Raw genomic sequence first — 16,519 nt, 5'->3', positions numbered from 1 at the left:
TTTTCGTCATCCTGCCGAAAGGGCCGGCTCAGCCGGCCCTTTTGTTTTGCCCTGTTCACGATCCGAGCGCCTTCTTGGGAAAAAACCTTCGCGGTGGTTTTTTCTCTGGCGGAATCAATCCGGCCGCGTTAAGCGATGACTCCCATGGCGCGATATGTATTCATCACAGGCGGCGTGGTTTCCTCACTTGGAAAAGGCATTGCCGCAGCGGCCCTTGGGGCTCTCCTGCAGGCGCGAGGCTATCGCGCACGCATCAAAAAACTCGACCCCTACCTCAATGTCGATCCGGGCACGATGTCGCCGTACCAGCATGGCGAGGTTTTCGTCACTGATGATGGCGCGGAAACCGATCTCGATCTTGGCCATTACGAGCGCTTCACCGGCCGCTCCGCCAATCAGCAGGACAACATCACCACCGGCCGCATCTACAAGAACATCATCGAGCGTGAGCGGCGCGGCGATTATCTCGGCGCAACCGTGCAGGTCATTCCGCACGTCACCGACGAGATCAAGAATTTCGTCCTCAACGGCAATGACGACTATGATTTCGTGCTTTGCGAGATCGGCGGCACGGTCGGCGACATCGAGGCGATGCCGTTCCTGGAAGCGATACGCCAGCTCGGCAACGACCTGCCGCGCAACAACGCCGTTTACGTCCATCTGACGCTGATGCCCTACATCCCCACAGCGGGCGAGCTGAAGACCAAGCCGACTCAGCATTCGGTCAAGGAGCTGCGCGGCATCGGCATCGCGCCCGACATCCTGCTGGTCCGGGCCGACCGCGCCATTCCCAAAGAAGAGCGCAGAAAATTGTCGCTGTTCTGCAACGTCCGCGAGAGCGCTGTGATCCAGGCGCTCGACGTGCCGCATATTTACGATGTGCCGATGGCATACCACAAGGAAGGGCTCGATTCGGAAGTGCTGGCCGCCTTCGGCATCGATCCGGCGCCGAAGCCGCGCATGGAGCCCTGGCAGGCGGTGTCCAACCGCATCCACAATCCGGAAGGCGAGGTCACTATCGCCGTGGTCGGCAAATATACCGGCCTCAAGGATGCCTACAAATCGCTGATCGAGGCGCTCTCGCATGGCGGCCTGGCCAACCACGTCAAGGTCAAGCTCGACTGGATCGAATCGGAGATCTTCGAAAAGGAGGATCCGACGCCATGGCTGGAAAAGGTGCATGGCATCCTGGTTCCCGGCGGCTTTGGCGAGCGCGGTGCCGAAGGCAAGATCCTGGCGGCGAAGTTCGCGCGCGAGCGCAAGGTGCCGTATTTCGGCATCTGCTTCGGCATGCAGATGGCTTGCATCGAGGCCGCGCGGTCGCTGGCCGGCGTCGAGCATGCGTCTTCGACCGAGTTTGGTCCGACCGAGGAACCGGTCGTCGGCCTGATGACCGAATGGCTGAAAGGCAACATGCTGGAGAAGCGCCGCGAAACCGGCGATCTCGGCGGCACGATGCGGCTCGGCGCCTATCAGGCCGAACTCGCCAAGGGCTCCAAGATCGCCGAGATTTACGGCGACACACAGATTTTCGAGCGCCATCGCCACCGCTACGAGGTCAATGTCGACTACAAGGAGCGGCTCGAAGATTGCGGCCTGGTGTTTGCCGGCATGTCGCCCGACGGCGTGCTGCCGGAGACGGTCGAGTATCCAGACCACCCCTGGTTCATCGGCGTGCAATATCATCCGGAACTGAAAAGCCGGCCGCTCGACCCGCATCCGCTGTTCGCCAGTTTCATCGAGGCGGCGGTGGAGCAGAGCCGGTTGGTGTAGCGATCAGGTCGGGCGGCAATGCAGACCTATGTCGCGCTGCTTTACAGCATCATCCTGGGCGAGGGCCGCCGGGTCGTCATGGCCGACCTCAAGGCCATGGCCGAAGAGCTCGGGCTGAACAACCCGCGCACGCTGGTGGCGACGGGCAATCTGGTCTTCGAGGCACCGGCAACTGATATCGCCGACCTCGAACGGTGGTTGGAGGCAGCCTTTGAAAAAACCTTCGGCCGCCATGTCGATATCCTCGTGCGCGGTGCCGAGGACTGGCTGAAGCTTGCCGCCAGCAATCCGTTCCCGGCCGATTCGGCTAAAGCAGGCGATCAGGTGGCCGTACGGGTGATGCGCAAGCCTGCGCCCGTGGAGGCCGTGAAGGGGCTCCAAGCCTATGCCGGCGAGGATGAAAAAGTGACTTCGGTCGGCGGCGACATCTGGGTCGTATTTTCACGCGAGAGGACAAGCTCGCGGCTGCTCGCGGCAATGAATCACAAGCGCATGGGCACGGGCACGTCGCGCAACTGGAACACAGTGCGCAGATTGGCCGAGATGCTCGGGTAGTTCGGGGCGGCTTTGCGCCGCCCCGAATGACGCCCGTCAGGCTTTCGCGGTCTTGGCGCCGGCGCCTAAAGCGGCGGTGCGCAGCACGTAGTAGATGATGCCGGCGATCGCCACGCCGAAGAACCAGCCATAGACGCCCCACCAGAACGGCAGCCAGTTGGTGAAGTTGGGCAGGATCGATGAGAAGATGGCGCCGATGCCGGCGGCGATAAAGGCATTGACGTGCCAGCCGCCCTGGAAACGGAACTCGCCGTCTTCGCGGTAAAGCGCCTCGACGTCGACCTCGCCTTTGCGGATCAGATAGTAGTCGACCATCATCACGCCGAAGATCGGTCCCATCGTCGCGCCGATGATGTTGACGAACGAAGCGGCACTGCCTTCCCATGGCGCGAAGGGATAGAGCAGCAGGGCGATGACGGCCGCGATATAGCCGCCCTTCTTGAAGTCGATCTGCCTGGGAAAGACGTTGGAGAAATCGAAGGCCGGCGAGACGAAGTTTGCCACCACGTTGATGCCGAGGGTCGCCACGGCAAAGGTCAAGGCTGCGAGCGCTGCCAGGAACCAGCTGTCGAATTTCGCCGAGATCTGGTCGGGATGTAGCAGCACCTCGCCATAGACGTCAAAGGCGGCAATGGTGGTGACGCCGGCGACCAGCGAGAACAGGATGAGGTTGATCGGCAGGCCCCAGATGTTGCCCTTGCGCAGCGATGCCTTGTCCGGCGCGTAACGGGCGAAATCGCAGAAGTTGAGATAGAGCGCCGAGAAATAGGTGACCCAGATTGCTGCCACCGCAAACAGCGAAGTCCACGAGCCGGGCGTGCCGGGCACGCCCGCGTCCTTCGTCTTGTCCAGCAACACGTCCATCGGGATGTCGCTGGTGAAGGCGAATCTCCCGGATTTGACGCAGAGATAGATCGCCAGGATCAGCATCATCACCCACACCGCGGGGCCGGCCCAGTCCTGGAAGCGGCGCACCGTTTCCATGCCGTTCTGGATGATCAGCAGTTGCAGCCCCCAGATAACCACGAAGCAGATCACCTCCAGGCCGGTATGGCCGAGGAAATGCGTGCTGGCGTTGAAATCGGCGAACCACTGCGTGCGGATCAGCAGCGCCACGATCGCGCCCGAGGCGGCGGCCGTCTGCGCGCCGTACCAGAAGCAGGCGACGATGGCGCGCACCAGTGCCGGTATGTTGGCGCCCCAGATGCCGAAAGAGGCGCGGGCAAGCACGGGGTAGGGCACGCCCGTCTTCACGCCGGCATAGCCGACCATGTTCATCAGCGCGTAGATGATCAACGATCCGATGCCTATGGCGATGATGAAATTGACGAAGCCGCCGCAGAACAGGAACAGACTGGCGGCAAGATAGTAGCCCCAAAGGCTGTGGACGTCCGACGTCCAGACGTTGAAGATCGAGAATGGTCCCCAGTTTCGAACTTTGGCCGGAGCCAGATCCTCGTTGTACAGATCAGGTGAAGCACCCTGTATTGTCATGGCAATGTTCCCCTTTTGCAGCACGCGCCCTCACGCGTTGACCGCGTGCAGGTTAAGCCTGCCGCAGGGGAACCGACAAGCAACCTATTTGCCGGCTTTGGCCTTAAAGATATTCAATGAGAACTGCGATTATCGATGCAAGGCGATGGTGGGTCATCGCTGAGCCCGGCACGGATGATTCGAAGTTCGACACCGGGATTTCAATCTGAAGCGGTGGCTGCCGACACCTTCGGTAGGGGACCATCTAAGCGATGGCCATCACCTGCTTGTGGTCCGCGACTTCGGCGAGCAGCCAATCCTGAAACAGGCCGGTGCCTGGTTTGTTGCCGATGCTGCGACGCTGATGCAGGTAAATGCCGGCCGGATAGGTGTGGCGGGCACGGAACGGGGCGACCAGTTTGCCTTGCTGCAGAAAATCTTGCGCCATCATCGTGTCCGCGAGCGCTATTCCCGCGCCATTGATCGCTTCGCGCATGATCAAGGTGCAATCATCCAGTGTTGTGCTGGATTTTGGCGTCGTTTCCAGAACGCCTTCCTGCTCCAGCCAACGCTTCCATCTCATGGTTTCGCATTCATGGATCAGATGATGATTGACCAGATCGGCCGGCGATCGCAGCGGCACAGGCCCGTCCAAAAGCGAAGGCGCACAGACCGGGGTCAAAAGCAGCGGGATCAGCAGCGTCAAAGCCGGGCCGGCCTTGTAGACGAACTCGTCGACAATGGCCAAATCGAAGTTGGCGCGCTTGCCCGAAGTGGAGATCTCCAGATCCACCGACGGATGCAACCGGCGAAAGTTCGGCAACCGGTCCGCCAGCCAAAGGTTCAGAACGGTGGGCGCGCACAAGACCCGGACACGTTGGATCTTGCCGTGGCGCGACCCCTCGGAGAGGCTGACGTCATCGGTGGCGCGCCAGATGGCTTCGAACGCCTCCGAGAGGCTGCGTGCATAGTAGGAGCCCCTGATGGTTGGCGTTATCTGGCGAAAACCGCGTTCGAACAGGTCCTGGCCAAGATTTCGTTCAAGCGCGCGGATGTGGCGGCTGACAGCCGAGGGTGTCAGATGCAGTTCTTCCGCCGCGTCCTTGACGCTGCCGAGGCGAGCGGCGGCCTCGAAAGCGCGCATGCCATTGAGTGAGGGAAGGGCCATTGGCCGATCATGAATTGTCAGTTGAGTTTTTGTCAATCGACATGGGCAGAATTCGCGTTTGATCGCCTGCCCCGTTAGGGGATACCCAGAAGACAAGAGCAATTAAGTCGTCTCAAGAAAGCGACTGTTTGGGGACCGGCATTATACCACGAACGGCGGGGACCGGCTTGACCAGTCTCCACCGGGGCGAGCGAAGCGTTGCTCGCTACCGGCTGGTATTGCCGCAATTGGAGAGAGCGCCAGCCTATGCCTCAATCGCCAGCGCCGGTTTTCGAGACCGCGGACGAGATTTCCGCCGAAGCCTCTGTCGTCGTGATTTTGCAAACTGCCCACACGAGCTTTGGCCCGCGGGCAGTCGCCCTGGATGCCGAGATGAGCGGGATTCTCTCTCGCGCCTGCTCCGACCCGGCCGCCTTGGCCGAATCCGGCACCTGCATCGATCTTATTGCTCCTCAGGCCGTATCGATTAAGCGTGTGGTCGTCCTGGCCTTGGGCAAAGCTGAAGCCGTAACCACCCTGTCATTGGCGCGCGCCGGCGGTCTGCTTGCCGCCCATCTTGAGGGCAAGGGGGAATGCACGGCCACCCTGGTTTTGGACCCCATCGCCGGCGTTGACCTGCCCGGAGCCGAAATCCTGGCGCGTGTCGCGCTTGGCATGCGGCTGCGCCGCTATCGTTTCGACATGCGCAACCGGCGGCAAGGAGCAGGAGCGGATCGAACCTTGCGGGTGAAACTGGTCGGGGCCGGCGGCCCGGATCTGACCGCGGCGCTGGCGCGGATCAATGCCATCGCCGACGGCGTGGAATATGCACGCACCCTGGTCAACCTGCCGCCGAACCATCTCCACCCCGACAATTTCCATGACCATCTGGAGCCGTTGCGTGAAGCCGGCATCGACATCGAAATGCTCGATGCCGCGCAACTGAAGGAGCTCGGCATGAACGCGCTCCTTGCTGTTGGATCGGGCTCGGCGCGCCCGCCGCGGGTCGCTGTCCTGCGCTACCGGGGCAAGGGTGCTCCCGCCCAACCACTCGCTTTCGTCGGCAAGGGCGTCTGCTTCGATTCGGGAGGCCTCTGCATCAAAGGCGGAGCGCAGATGTTCGACATGAAGGCCGACATGGGCGGAGCGGCCGCTGTGGTCGGCCTGCTGATCGCGCTCGCCCGGCAAGGCAGCCCGGTACACGTTGTCGGTGTTCTCGGCATCGCCGAGAACATGCCATCGGGCACCGCGCTCAAACCGCGCGACATCATCACCACGGCCTCGGGACAGACCGTGGAAGTGTTCGACACGGATGCGGAAGGACGCCTGCTTCTGGCCGACTGCCTCCACTATGCAGCCACGCGCTTCAACCCTTCGGTGATCGTCGATCTGGCGACGCTGACCTATTCGGTGACGCGTGGCCTGGGGTCGATATTCGCCGGCCTGTTCAGCACCGACGATGCCATCGCGTCACAGATGATCGCGGCCGGAGAAACGGTCGGCGAACGGTTCTGGCGGCTGCCGCTCGACCGGGCCTATGATGAGGGTCTGCAATCGCCGTTCGCGGACCTCAGGCATCATGCCAAGGACATGGAGGACGGCGACGCTCCCTATGCCGCGGCCTTCCTGCGTCACTTCACTGAAGGCCGCCCCTGGGTGCATCTCGACATCGCCAGCAAGGAACTGACCGACACCGATCGGCCTCTGGGCAGGCAAGGCGCCACGGCATTTGGCGTGCAGATGCTGGAAGAGTGGGTGCAGGTCAGCCGAAACATGAGTTAGGCGCCCGCAGTCACGGACAAATACAAGATGCCTTCAACCGCACTGGGAACTGGGATGTCATCTGAGATCATCGGCATGGAAGGACGGGCCGCTTTCGGGGCCCACGAGACCTGGTATCGGGTCAGTGGCGAACTCGGTGGCGAAAAGGCGCCGGTGGTGATCCTGCATGGCGGCCCGGGCGTCGCCCACAATTATGTCGATGCCTACAAGCTTCTTGCGCGCAGGGATCGCGCCGTCATTCACTACGACCAGTTGGGCTGCGGCAATTCCACCTTGCTGCCTGAGAAAGGCGCCGATTTCTGGACACCTGGGCTGTTCATCGACGAGCTTGAAAACCTGGTCGACCACCTCGGCATTCGGGCGGGCTTCCACGTGCTCGGCCAGAGCTGGGGCGGCATGCTGGGCGCCGAATATGCCGTGACGCGGCCGCAGGGTCTGAAGTCGCTGACCATTGCCAACTCACCGGCGTCCATGAAGCTGTGGGTCGAAGAGGCCAACCGCTTGCGTGCGGATCTGCCTGCCGATGTGCAGGAGACTCTGACCCGGCACGAGCAGGCCGGCACGACGGACGATGCGGCTTACCAGGCGGCCACGATGGTGTTCTACGAGCGGCATGTCTGCCGGGTCGTGCCTTTCCCGCCCGAAGTCACGGAAAGTTTCGCCCAGGTCGTGCGCAATCCGACCGTCTATAATCTGATGAATGGGCCGAACGAGTTTCATGTCATCGGAACGCTGAAGAACTGGAGCATCGTTGAGCGCCTGCCGGCCATCGATGTTCCCACATTGATCATCTCCGGACGTCACGACGAGGCCACGCCCGCGACCGTGCAGCCCTACAAGGACGGCATCAAGGGGTCTCGCTGGGAGATATTCGAGCATTCCAGCCACATGCCGCATGTCGAAGAGCAAGATGCGTGCATGCGGGTGGTGGGAGACTTCCTGGACCACAACGATAACTGAAAAAAGGGGAATCAAGACATGAAGAAACTGCTTCTGGCGGCAACAGCCGCGGCATTGCTGGCCGGCACATGGCTGGCCCCGGCACAGGCCGAATATCTCAAGGAGCACCGGGGCGGCACCATCCGCCTGCTGGCCCGCTCCGCGGCCGGAACGCTCGATCCGCACATCAATTACACGGACCAGGGCTGGCAGATGTACCAGCCGATCTATGACGGCCTGGTGGCCTTCCGCAAGGCCGAGGGCATGGACGGCTTCACCATCGTTCCCGATCTGGCCGAGGCGTTGCCGCAGGTCAGCAATGACGGCAAGACCTTCACCTTCAAGCTGCGCAAGGGCATCAAGTTCTCCAGCGGCCAGGATCTTGGCGTGAAGGACGTCGTCGCTTCCTTCCAGCGCATCTTCAAGGTTTCCGGACCCACCTCCGGCACGTTCTATGCCGGCATCGTCGGCGCCGACAAATGCCTGGCCGACACCAAGAGCTGCACGCTGGAGGGCGGCGTTGTCGGCGACGAGGCGGCCGGCACCATCACCATCAACATCACCAAGCCGGATGCCGAGCTGCTCTACAAGCTGGCCTTGCCGCATGCCGTGGTCCTGCCGGCGGACACGCCCGGCGAAGACATGGGTTCCAAGCCCATTCCCAGCACCGGCGCGTACATGATCTCCGCCTTCGACCCCAACAAGGGCATGACGGTTTCCCGCAACCCCAATTTCAAGCAGTGGAGCGAAGAAGCCCAGCCGGACGGCTATCCGGATGTCGTCCAGTATGATTTCGGCTTGTCCGAAGAGGCAGCCGTCACCGCGATCCAGAACGGCGAAGCGGACTGGATGTTCGACGCTCTGCCCAGCGATCGCCTGGGCGAACTGGGCAGCAAATCCATGGACCAGCTGCACATCTCACCGCTTTCGGCTTGGTGGTACGCGCCGCTGAACAACCGTCTCGCACCCTTCGACAATGAAAAAGCCCGCCAGGCCGTTGCCTATGCGATCGATCGCAACACGCTGGTCAAGCTGTTCGGCGGCAAGGTACTGGCTTCGCCGGTCTGCCAGGTCCTGCCTCCGGACTTCCCCGGCCATGAAGACTATTGCCCCTTCACCAAGAATCCGGGCGCCAAATGGTCGGCCCCCGACCTCGACAAGGCAAAGCAGCTCGTCGAGGAGTCCGGCACCAAGGGCCAGAAGGTGACGATCATCGTCGAGGACACCGCCATTTCGCGGTCCATCGGCGTCTATCTGCAGAGCGTGCTGACCAGCATCGGCTATGTCGCCGACGTCAAGCCGATCTCGTCGAACATCCAGTTCACCTACATCCAGAACACCAACAACAAGGTGCAGATGTCCGTCACCCAGTGGTATAAGGACTATCCTGCGGCTTCGGACTTCCTGAACATCCTGTTCAGCTGCGCCTCCTTCCGTGAAGGCTCGGATGCCTCGATCAACATCGCCGGCTTCTGCGACAAGGAAATCGACGCCAAGATGCAAAAAGCATTGGACCTCGGCGTCACCGACCAGAAAGCCGCCGACAAAATGTGGGCTGAAATCGACAGGCAAGTCACCGACAAGGCACCCGCCGTTGGCCTCTTCACGCCGAAGCGGCTTGATTTTGTCAGCAAACGTCTTGGCAATTTCAAGTTCAACCGTCAGTTCAACTGGATGATCACCCAATCCTGGGTACAGTAATGGCCTGGGTGCAGTAACGAACCGCGGAGGGGCACGTCCGTGTCGAACGTAGCTGTCGCCGCGCCGCGCAAGACGCGAGGGCCCTGGGCCGTCGCGTTTGCGAAGCTGGCAAGGGACAGGGCTGCCATGGCGTCGCTGGCCGTGTTCCTCCTCATCGTCCTTGCCTGCCTCAGTGCGCCTCTTTATGCGAAATGGGCAGGCGTGGATCCCTTCGCCTCGACGCTCGACGCCGTCATCCAGATCGACGGTGCCGACGTTCCGGTGATGGAACAATCGACGGAAGGGCTGGGGCTTGGCTACACACCGCTCGGTCCCACCTGGCGGCTGGGCAATTACTTCCTCGGTGCCGACAGCCAGGGGCGCGATGTCATGGCCAGGATGCTCTATGGCGGGCTGAGCTCGCTGCTGATCTCCGGAGCAGCCACTATCTTCACCCTGATCCTGGGCACGGCGGCGGGATTGATCGCCGGCTATTTCGGCGGCGTCACCGACACGGTGCTGTCGCGCTTCCTCGACATACTGTGGGCGTTCCCGATCTATCTGCTGGCGATTTCGCTCTCCATCGTCACCATCGCGCATGGCATCACGATCGGTCCGATCCAGATCGAGTCCGGCAGTCTGTGGCTGCCTGTCATCATCATCGGCATCGTCTACGTGCCCTATGTGGCCCGCCCAATCCGCGGGCAGGTTCTGGCACTGCGTAAAAGCGAGTTCGTGCTGGCCGCGATCAATCTGGGCGTGCCGGGATGGCGCATCTTGTGGCGCGACATCCTGCCCAACGTCACCACCACGCTCATCGTCTTCGTGCCGCTGATGATGGCGCTGAACATGCTTACGGAATCAGCGCTTTCCTTCCTTTCGATCGGTGTGCAGCCACCCGCCGCGAGCTGGGGCACCATCATCCAGGACGGACAGGCGCTGCTTTACACCAGGCCATTGGTGGCGCTGGTGCCGGGCCTGGCGATCGCGGTTTCCGTCATGGCGCTCAATGTCTTCGGCGACGGCCTGCGCGACGCGCTCGACCCGCGCTCCAAGGTTCGGCTGGGGCGCGACTGATGATCTACGCAATCCTGCGCCGGTTCGGCCAGATGCTGTTCGTGATGTTCGGCATCTCGGTCATCGTCTTCCTGATTTTCTTCGCAACGCCGGGCGCCGACCCGGCGGCGCGCATCGCCGGCCGCAATGCATCGCCCGAAGTGCTGGAGGCGGTACGCCACAGCTTCGGCTTCGACCGGCCGCTCTACGTGCAATATGTGACGATGATGGAGAAGATCTTCGTCACAGGCGATCTGACCTCCTTCGTCAATCGTGGCTGGAAGGTGGTGCCGGCGGTCATGGATTCGATCCCGGTTACACTCTCGCTGGTGTTCGGAGCGGCGATCCTGTGGGTGGTCGTCTCCATCATCATCGGCATCGCCGCCGCCGCCACGCGCGGCAGCTGGCTGGACAAGCTGCTGATGGCGCTGGGGCTGCTCGGTATTTCGATGCCGGTGTATTGGCTGGGCGAAGTGATGAACCTGATCACCCAGAGCCGCTATCACGACAGCTGGGCGTTCTCCTGGGTGCCACCGCTCGGCTACAAGAATTTCTCCGACGATCCGAAGGGCTGGTTTCTGACCCTGGTCATTCCCTGGATCACACTGTCCATTCTCTATATCGGCATTTACGGGCGCGTGCTGCGCGCGGCAATCATCGAATCCCTGCAGGAAGACTATATCCGCACGGCCCGGGCCAAGGGGCTGTCGGAGACCCGCATCCTGCTGCGCCATGCCTTGCGCACGTCACTCATCGCCTTCGTCACTCTTTTCGGCCTGGATTTCGGCGCGCTGGTGGGAGGCTCGGCCTTGCTGACAGAGGTGGTGTTCGGGCTGCACGGCATCGGCAAGCTCACTTATGACGCTCTGCAGAATCTCGATCTGCCGATGATCATGGCGACGGTGATGTATGCGTCCATGTTCGTGGTTGTCGCCAATGCGGTCGTCGATTTCGTCTACATCCTTCTCGATCCGCGCCTGAGGACATCATGATACTGTCGGTGCGCGACCTCAGAGTTTCCTTCCGCACAAATGATGGCCTGGTGCGGGCCATCGATGGCGTTTCCTTCGACCTTAAGGAGAGCGAAATCCTCGGCGTCGTCGGTGAGTCCGGTTCCGGCAAGACCGTGTCGCTGCTGGCCGTCATGGGTCTCATCACCGATCCCAACGCCACCATCGAAGGGTCGATCCGCTACAAGGGCCGCGAACTCGTGGGACTGCCCGCGCGCGAACTCAGGCGGCTGCGCGGCAACGAGATCGCGATGATCTTCCAGGATCCGATGACCGCGCTGACGCCTGTCTACACGATCGGCTGGCAGATCGCCGAACAGATCCGCGCGCATCGCAACATCAGCAAGTCCAAGGCGATGGAGCGCGTCGAGGAACTGCTGGCCGAGGTGAATTTTCCGAACCCGCACGAGGCGATGTCGCGCTACCCGCACCAACTGTCCGGAGGCATGCGTCAACGGGCGGTGATCGCAATGGCTTTGTCCTGCAATCCGGCGCTTCTGGTGGCCGACGAACCGACCACGGCGCTCGACGTCACCGTACAGGCCGGCATTCTCGATCTGGTGCGCAAACTGCGCGCGACGCACAAGTCGGCGGTCGTCTTCATCACACATGACATGGGCGTGGTCTCCGAACTCGCCGACCGGGTCATGGTCATGTATGCCGGCCGCGTGGTGGAGCGCGGCAGTCGCGCGGAGCTGTTTTCCGATCCGCGACACCCATATACGCGCGCGCTGCTGGGTTCGATCCCGCCGCTGACCGGCGACAAACCACGGCGCCTGCCGGCCATTCCCGGTTCGCCGCCGTCATTGCTGCGATTGCCGCAAGGCTGTGCTTTCGGTCCGCGGTGCCCGATTCACTACGAGCCCTGCGAGGCCGGCAAACCCGATCTCGGGAGCGGCACCCATGCCGCGGCATGCTTCAGGGTGGCACAGGCATGAGCGGACCGATGATCGACAAGAACCGCCCAATCCTCGAGACGCGTTCGCTGGGCAAGCGCTTTTCCATCGGCAGCCGTTTTTCCGCCGAAGGCAAGCGAACCGTTCATGCGGTCGACAATGTTTCCCTGACCGTGTGGCGCGGCGAGACGGTCGGGCTGGTCGGCGAATCCGGATGCGGCAAGTCCACGCTGGCGCGTTGCCTGGTGAGGCTCTACGACATATCGGACGGCGAGCTTCTGTTTGAAGGCAACGACATCACCTCGAAGTCGCTGTCTGAACTCAGGCCGCTGCGGCGCCGCCTGCAAATGGTTTTCCAGGATCCGTCGGCATCGCTCAATCCGCGCCGGCGCGTCGGCGACCTGGTGGCCGAGCCGCTGCGCATCCATGGCAGGCTCTCGTCGAGCGAGATCACCAAACGCGTGGCGGAACTGTTCGACCTTGTCGGCTTGCTGCCGGATCACATCATGCGGTTTCCGCACGAATTTTCCGGCGGACAACGCCAGCGCGTCGGCATCGCGCGGGCTATTGCATTGAATCCGGACCTCGTGGTCCTGGACGAACCCGTCTCCGCGCTCGACGTGTCGGTGCAGGCGCAAATCGTCAACCTGCTCGCCGATCTGCAGGAGAAGCTCAACCTCACTTACATCTTCATCGCCCACGACCTGTCCGTGGTACGTCAGGTTTCAACCCGCATCGCGGTCATGTATCTCGGCTCGATCGTCGAAGAAGGGCCGGCGGAAGAAGTGTTTGCAGCACCAGCCCATCCCTATAGCCAGGCGCTGATCTCGGCGGTTCCCGTCGTGGAGACGACGCCCGGTGGGACGCGCAAGCGCATCATCCTCACCGGCGACGTACCGAGCCCTCTGAACCCTCCAACCGGCTGCCGTTTCCATCCCCGATGCCCGATCGCGGCGGAGCGCTGCCGTTCGGAGCGGCCGCAGTTACGGGAATACCGGCCCGGTCGCAAAGTCGCCTGCCACTTCCCCACGATGTAGGCGACACTCACCACCGCACGGGTGATCGCCTTCGCCTGACAGATATCTAAAAAATTCCATTTTTGCCTGGAACCAACCGGCTATTGGCGCGTTTGGTGGGGTTCGATCGAGCGCATTGCGGTCGACCGGGAGGAAACGATGGATCAGTTACATTTCTTTTCGCCCGTGCGGATTTCGCGCGGGCACGGACACCCTGTCGAAGAAATCGATAGTGTTGCCGAAGCCATGATGTTCTTGCGGAAATGGCCGACGGGACGGCGCGGTCCTGTTTTTCAGTGCGCGCTGAATTGTTGCTCGGCCGCCTTGTCGGGCCAGATGTCGGCCGAGGAAGCAAGGAAAGCGTTCACCGGCTTTGCCCGCATCACGCGTCTTCTCGATGACGACATGGCGTTGCCGGTGCCCGGCGAAAGCAAGGCCAGCGTACACGCGTTGCGGCGATAGGCTGTTGTCCTGACGGTCCCCACAAGGTCCCGCGCTGCAGGGCGCGGGACCTTGTGCCGCGCTATGTGAAGGATCATCACCATTCCCGGTTCCTTGAGATGCTGTCGAGGGCTGGCCTTCCCAGTTCCTAGCCACATCTTTGGCGCAGACACCGTCATACGAAGCTCGAGGGTTCCGTCCTCCCGCCCAGGCATCGAAAGCAGATGACGCGTTGGCAATTCCGGCCAGGTCGACCTATAAGCTACCCTGCGATTGAGGTATTCGGCGCCGCACGCCGTCGCGCCGGCCAGATTATCCGGCCGATTTGCGGCGGGCACGTGATAGCGTTCACGCGACGCGTGTCCAACTTATTGAAGCTATGAAAAGATGCAAGATTATCGAAGGTTTAAGCCCCATGATGGATGGGACAGATAGATAGGTAATATCAGATAGTTACGGGAGAGCGTGTGCAAGAATGGCGCACGAAAGTTCTGCTTCTCTTCTTTTTCGTTCCCACGATGGAGCCGCCGAAGCCCTATTCGGTCGCTCTTTTTGCCGACGATACTGTCCGTCCTATTGCGGACGTTCGCTGCAATATCCGTGCCCCGGTCCCTCAGCGCGGCCGTCCAGGTTCGCGCGAAGGAGCGGACCGCAGCCTTGGTCGCGCTGTAGGTGGTGTAGCCCGGGAAGCTCATGAACTCGGGGATAGAGCTGACCAATAATGATGGATTCGGCATTCATCATTAGCGGCAACGCCTTGTGGCAGGCGTTCAGCAGGCCGCGTACGTTAATAGCTCTCGGTATTGGGCCAAACATCTCAATCTCGACGGCGCCCGCGGACGCCACGAGAATGTCAAGGCGGCGCTTGCTGCCTTGACCCGGGGGAGCAGTCGGTCCAGGTGTCCGATTTTGCTCGCGTCGCCTTGAACGGCGGTTGCGTTGCGGCCGATAAGCGCCGCATTACAATGGCCTCCATGCCGATGAAATGAAACGCCAACCCAAAGCTCTATAAGGCGTTACTAATTTAAATTGTTGTTGTGGGCGGGTGGCGAGCTGTTCGTTCTGAACGGCTTCGGTCTGATTTGGGATGAGATATCGTTTCCCGCGCCGGCGGAGCAATGCGCTGTTTTGTCATTTCGCAATCCATGTCGGGCAAGTGGCCGCCTTACCGGCTCTTGTCAGTGCGTAGGCGCGCGATAGTTTTTGTGGGGAAGGGACTTCGGTCAAAAGGAGCCGACGATGGAACACCAAACTCTAAGCCAACTGCAGACAATTGCAGAAGTAGAACCCCTGTCGACATACCCGATCATGACCCGGCAACAGCGCATTGAGCGCTGGGCAGAGTTGCTGGAACAATATCCCGAGCGACGCCTGAGAGCCCTTACCGGCACTGAGTATCTGAAGCGGGAAGCCCGCGACGCAGCACGCGGTGAGGGCTCGCCAATTACAGTGGCCTTCGAGGACCCGCTCTTGCGTGCGTTAGGCCTGAAGGATGACACCTATGGGGAAGCAAAGCGCTTCTTCGAACTGTCTGACGGTGAGTTGCATGACATCGTCTGCAGTTGCCATGTCGGAACCACGTTCAGAGGGCAGTGGGCTGCCGCTAGAGTCCGCCGGTCGATTGGAGGGAACAGGTTTCTTAAGTGGCTTAGAGAGAGAATGTGGCACTGAGATCGCCAAGGACGGCGATTGAAGCTCGTTTCAAGCGAGGTGGATGAACGATTGGGCGCCAGTGGCGCGCCGCCGGGGTGACGACGGGGGTCGGCGCCTGTCCCAAAGGTTGTGACGGCTGTGCAGACGGGTGGGGCGCTCCTCGGTCCGGTTTACTCGCGGTGCGTTCCAAGCAAGGCTGCAATACCCCAGGGGCAGGATTTCTGGATTCCTGTTTGCGGCTAGCATCACCACGTAAAGACGTCGATCGTTCGACCATCTGCTGCGCTAACCTCGGCGGCGCCTGGCCTGTATGGCAGCAAAAGTGACTGGGCGAAAATCCCAGGCGTCTACGCCGACGTCGTGCTGGCGCGTCATCGGCTTCAGCCGCCCATGAGAATGGCCGTGCAGGTTTATCGATTTCTTGCCGATCTGGTTCCAAGTGCGGAACGGGTAGTGGCAAAGAACCAAGAAACGGCCCTCGACCGTCAGCTCCTTGTAGTGTTGCACGCTAGCCCAAGCCGAAGCGCGGAGCGTTACCACGCCGTCGTTGTTGCCGATGATCAGGTGCTTGGTGCCATGGAGGCAGGACAGCAGCGAAGACACTGTCTCCGCCGATCCCTTGGCAAAGTCGCCGAGGTGCCAAACCTCGTCGCTTGGAGCAACAGTCTCGTTCCAAAGTTCAGTCAGTGCCTGGTCATGCGCCGCCAATGAACTGAAGGGGCGGGGGTCGAGCCGCAGAATGCGGGGATCGTTGAAATGCGTGTCGGAGGTGAAGAAGATCATGCGCCGCCGCTGGCTGAGACGAGCGCTCGACGAACGCTTCTAAGTTCGCTTGCCGGAGCGCCTTTTGGGTCCATCATCGATCCTGATTTGGGCTTCCCTGAACATCTTGAGTGCCTCTTCCTTGGTGAGGCCGCACTTGCGCGCAAAGTAGAGCGCTTCGATCGCCTTTTCACGATCCGCCGTGGCTTCTGTGTGCTGTTTGGGCTTTTTACCCATCGTTCTCTATCACCTTTGATGCCACCGAACCATCACCGTGCCGGGTTGTTCCCATCCATCGGATCTGCTGACCTGCCGAGCGCGGCAGCCTGATGTCGT

The 16,519-nt window shown here is 61.4% G+C and carries 14 protein-coding genes; 11 read left to right on the top strand and 3 right to left on the bottom strand.

The window, feature by feature from the left end; all coding sequences use genetic code 11:
* The first annotated feature begins 135 nt into the window (after positions 1–135).
* Positions 136–1,773 (top strand): CTP synthase, encoded by a 1,638-nt coding sequence (gene pyrG / locus NKH52_RS07190; RefSeq protein ID WP_352442407.1) that lies wholly within the window; start codon positions 136–138, stop codon positions 1,771–1,773.
* Between the two features lie 18 nt (positions 1,774–1,791).
* Entirely contained in the window at positions 1,792–2,328 is a 537-nt protein-coding gene (locus NKH52_RS07185; protein WP_352728396.1) for a DUF1697 domain-containing protein, read from the top strand.
* Positions 2,329–2,364: 36 nt separating this feature from the next.
* Here NKH52_RS07185 and NKH52_RS07180 read toward each other — a convergent pair whose 3' ends face one another.
* Both NKH52_RS07180 and NKH52_RS07175 read right to left on the bottom strand, forming a co-directional pair.
* Positions 2,365–3,822, bottom strand: coding sequence for an NCS1 family nucleobase:cation symporter-1 (locus NKH52_RS07180; RefSeq protein ID WP_352728398.1), 1,458 nt, complete (start codon positions 3,820–3,822; stop codon positions 2,365–2,367).
* Between the two features lie 244 nt (positions 3,823–4,066).
* Entirely contained in the window at positions 4,067–4,969 is a 903-nt protein-coding gene (locus tag NKH52_RS07175) for a LysR substrate-binding domain-containing protein (RefSeq protein WP_352728400.1), read from the bottom strand.
* Positions 4,970–5,215: 246 nt separating this feature from the next.
* On the opposite strand from NKH52_RS07175, the gene NKH52_RS07170 reads away from it, so the two are divergent.
* From NKH52_RS07170 to NKH52_RS07130, 9 genes are all read left to right on the top strand, one after another.
* Positions 5,216–6,730, top strand: a complete 1,515-nt coding sequence (locus NKH52_RS07170; protein ID WP_352728402.1) for a leucyl aminopeptidase — start codon at positions 5,216–5,218, stop codon at positions 6,728–6,730.
* Positions 6,731–6,784: 54 nt separating this feature from the next.
* Positions 6,785–7,690 carry a proline iminopeptidase-family hydrolase gene (locus NKH52_RS07165; RefSeq protein ID WP_352728404.1) on the top strand — a complete coding sequence of 302 codons (906 nt, stop codon included), beginning with the start codon at positions 6,785–6,787 and terminating at the stop codon, positions 7,688–7,690.
* Between the two features lie 18 nt (positions 7,691–7,708).
* The gene (locus tag NKH52_RS07160; RefSeq protein ID WP_352728406.1) at positions 7,709–9,370 is read left to right on the top strand and encodes an ABC transporter substrate-binding protein; all 1,662 of its coding nucleotides are present in this window, start codon (positions 7,709–7,711) and stop codon (positions 9,368–9,370) included.
* Between the two features lie 39 nt (positions 9,371–9,409).
* Positions 9,410–10,426 carry an ABC transporter permease gene (locus NKH52_RS07155; protein WP_063167981.1) on the top strand — a complete coding sequence of 339 codons (1,017 nt, stop codon included), beginning with the start codon at positions 9,410–9,412 and terminating at the stop codon, positions 10,424–10,426.
* Positions 10,426–11,397, top strand: coding sequence for an ABC transporter permease (locus NKH52_RS07150; RefSeq protein ID WP_127397495.1), 972 nt, complete (start codon positions 10,426–10,428; stop codon positions 11,395–11,397). Before NKH52_RS07155 ends, NKH52_RS07150 begins: the two co-directional genes overlap by 1 nt.
* Positions 11,394–12,353, top strand: coding sequence for an ABC transporter ATP-binding protein (locus tag NKH52_RS07145; protein ID WP_352728409.1), 960 nt, complete (start codon positions 11,394–11,396; stop codon positions 12,351–12,353). Before NKH52_RS07150 ends, NKH52_RS07145 begins: the two co-directional genes overlap by 4 nt.
* An 8-nt stretch (positions 12,354–12,361) precedes the next feature.
* Positions 12,362–13,348, top strand: coding sequence for an ABC transporter ATP-binding protein (locus NKH52_RS07140; protein WP_502908014.1), 987 nt, complete (start codon positions 12,362–12,364; stop codon positions 13,346–13,348).
* A gap of 138 nt (positions 13,349–13,486) precedes the next feature.
* Positions 13,487–13,789 (top strand): DUF982 domain-containing protein, encoded by a 303-nt coding sequence (locus tag NKH52_RS07135; protein ID WP_352728413.1) that lies wholly within the window; start codon positions 13,487–13,489, stop codon positions 13,787–13,789.
* 1,218 nt (positions 13,790–15,007) lie between these two features.
* Positions 15,008–15,439, top strand: a complete 432-nt coding sequence (locus NKH52_RS07130; RefSeq protein ID WP_352728415.1) for a hypothetical protein — start codon at positions 15,008–15,010, stop codon at positions 15,437–15,439.
* 267 nt (positions 15,440–15,706) lie between these two features.
* Here the strand turns inward: NKH52_RS07130 and NKH52_RS07125 are convergent, their stop codons facing one another.
* On the bottom strand, positions 15,707–16,204 hold the full coding sequence (locus tag NKH52_RS07125; protein WP_352728417.1) for a metallophosphoesterase family protein: 498 nt from the start codon (positions 16,202–16,204) through the stop codon (positions 15,707–15,709).
* Between the last annotated feature and the right edge of the window lie 315 nt (positions 16,205–16,519).

Origin of the sequence: Mesorhizobium sp. M1066, assembly GCF_040318635.1 — a bacterium.
GTDB lineage: Bacteria > Pseudomonadota > Alphaproteobacteria > Rhizobiales > Rhizobiaceae > Mesorhizobium.
This window is presented reverse-complemented; position numbering and strand designations above follow the sequence as displayed.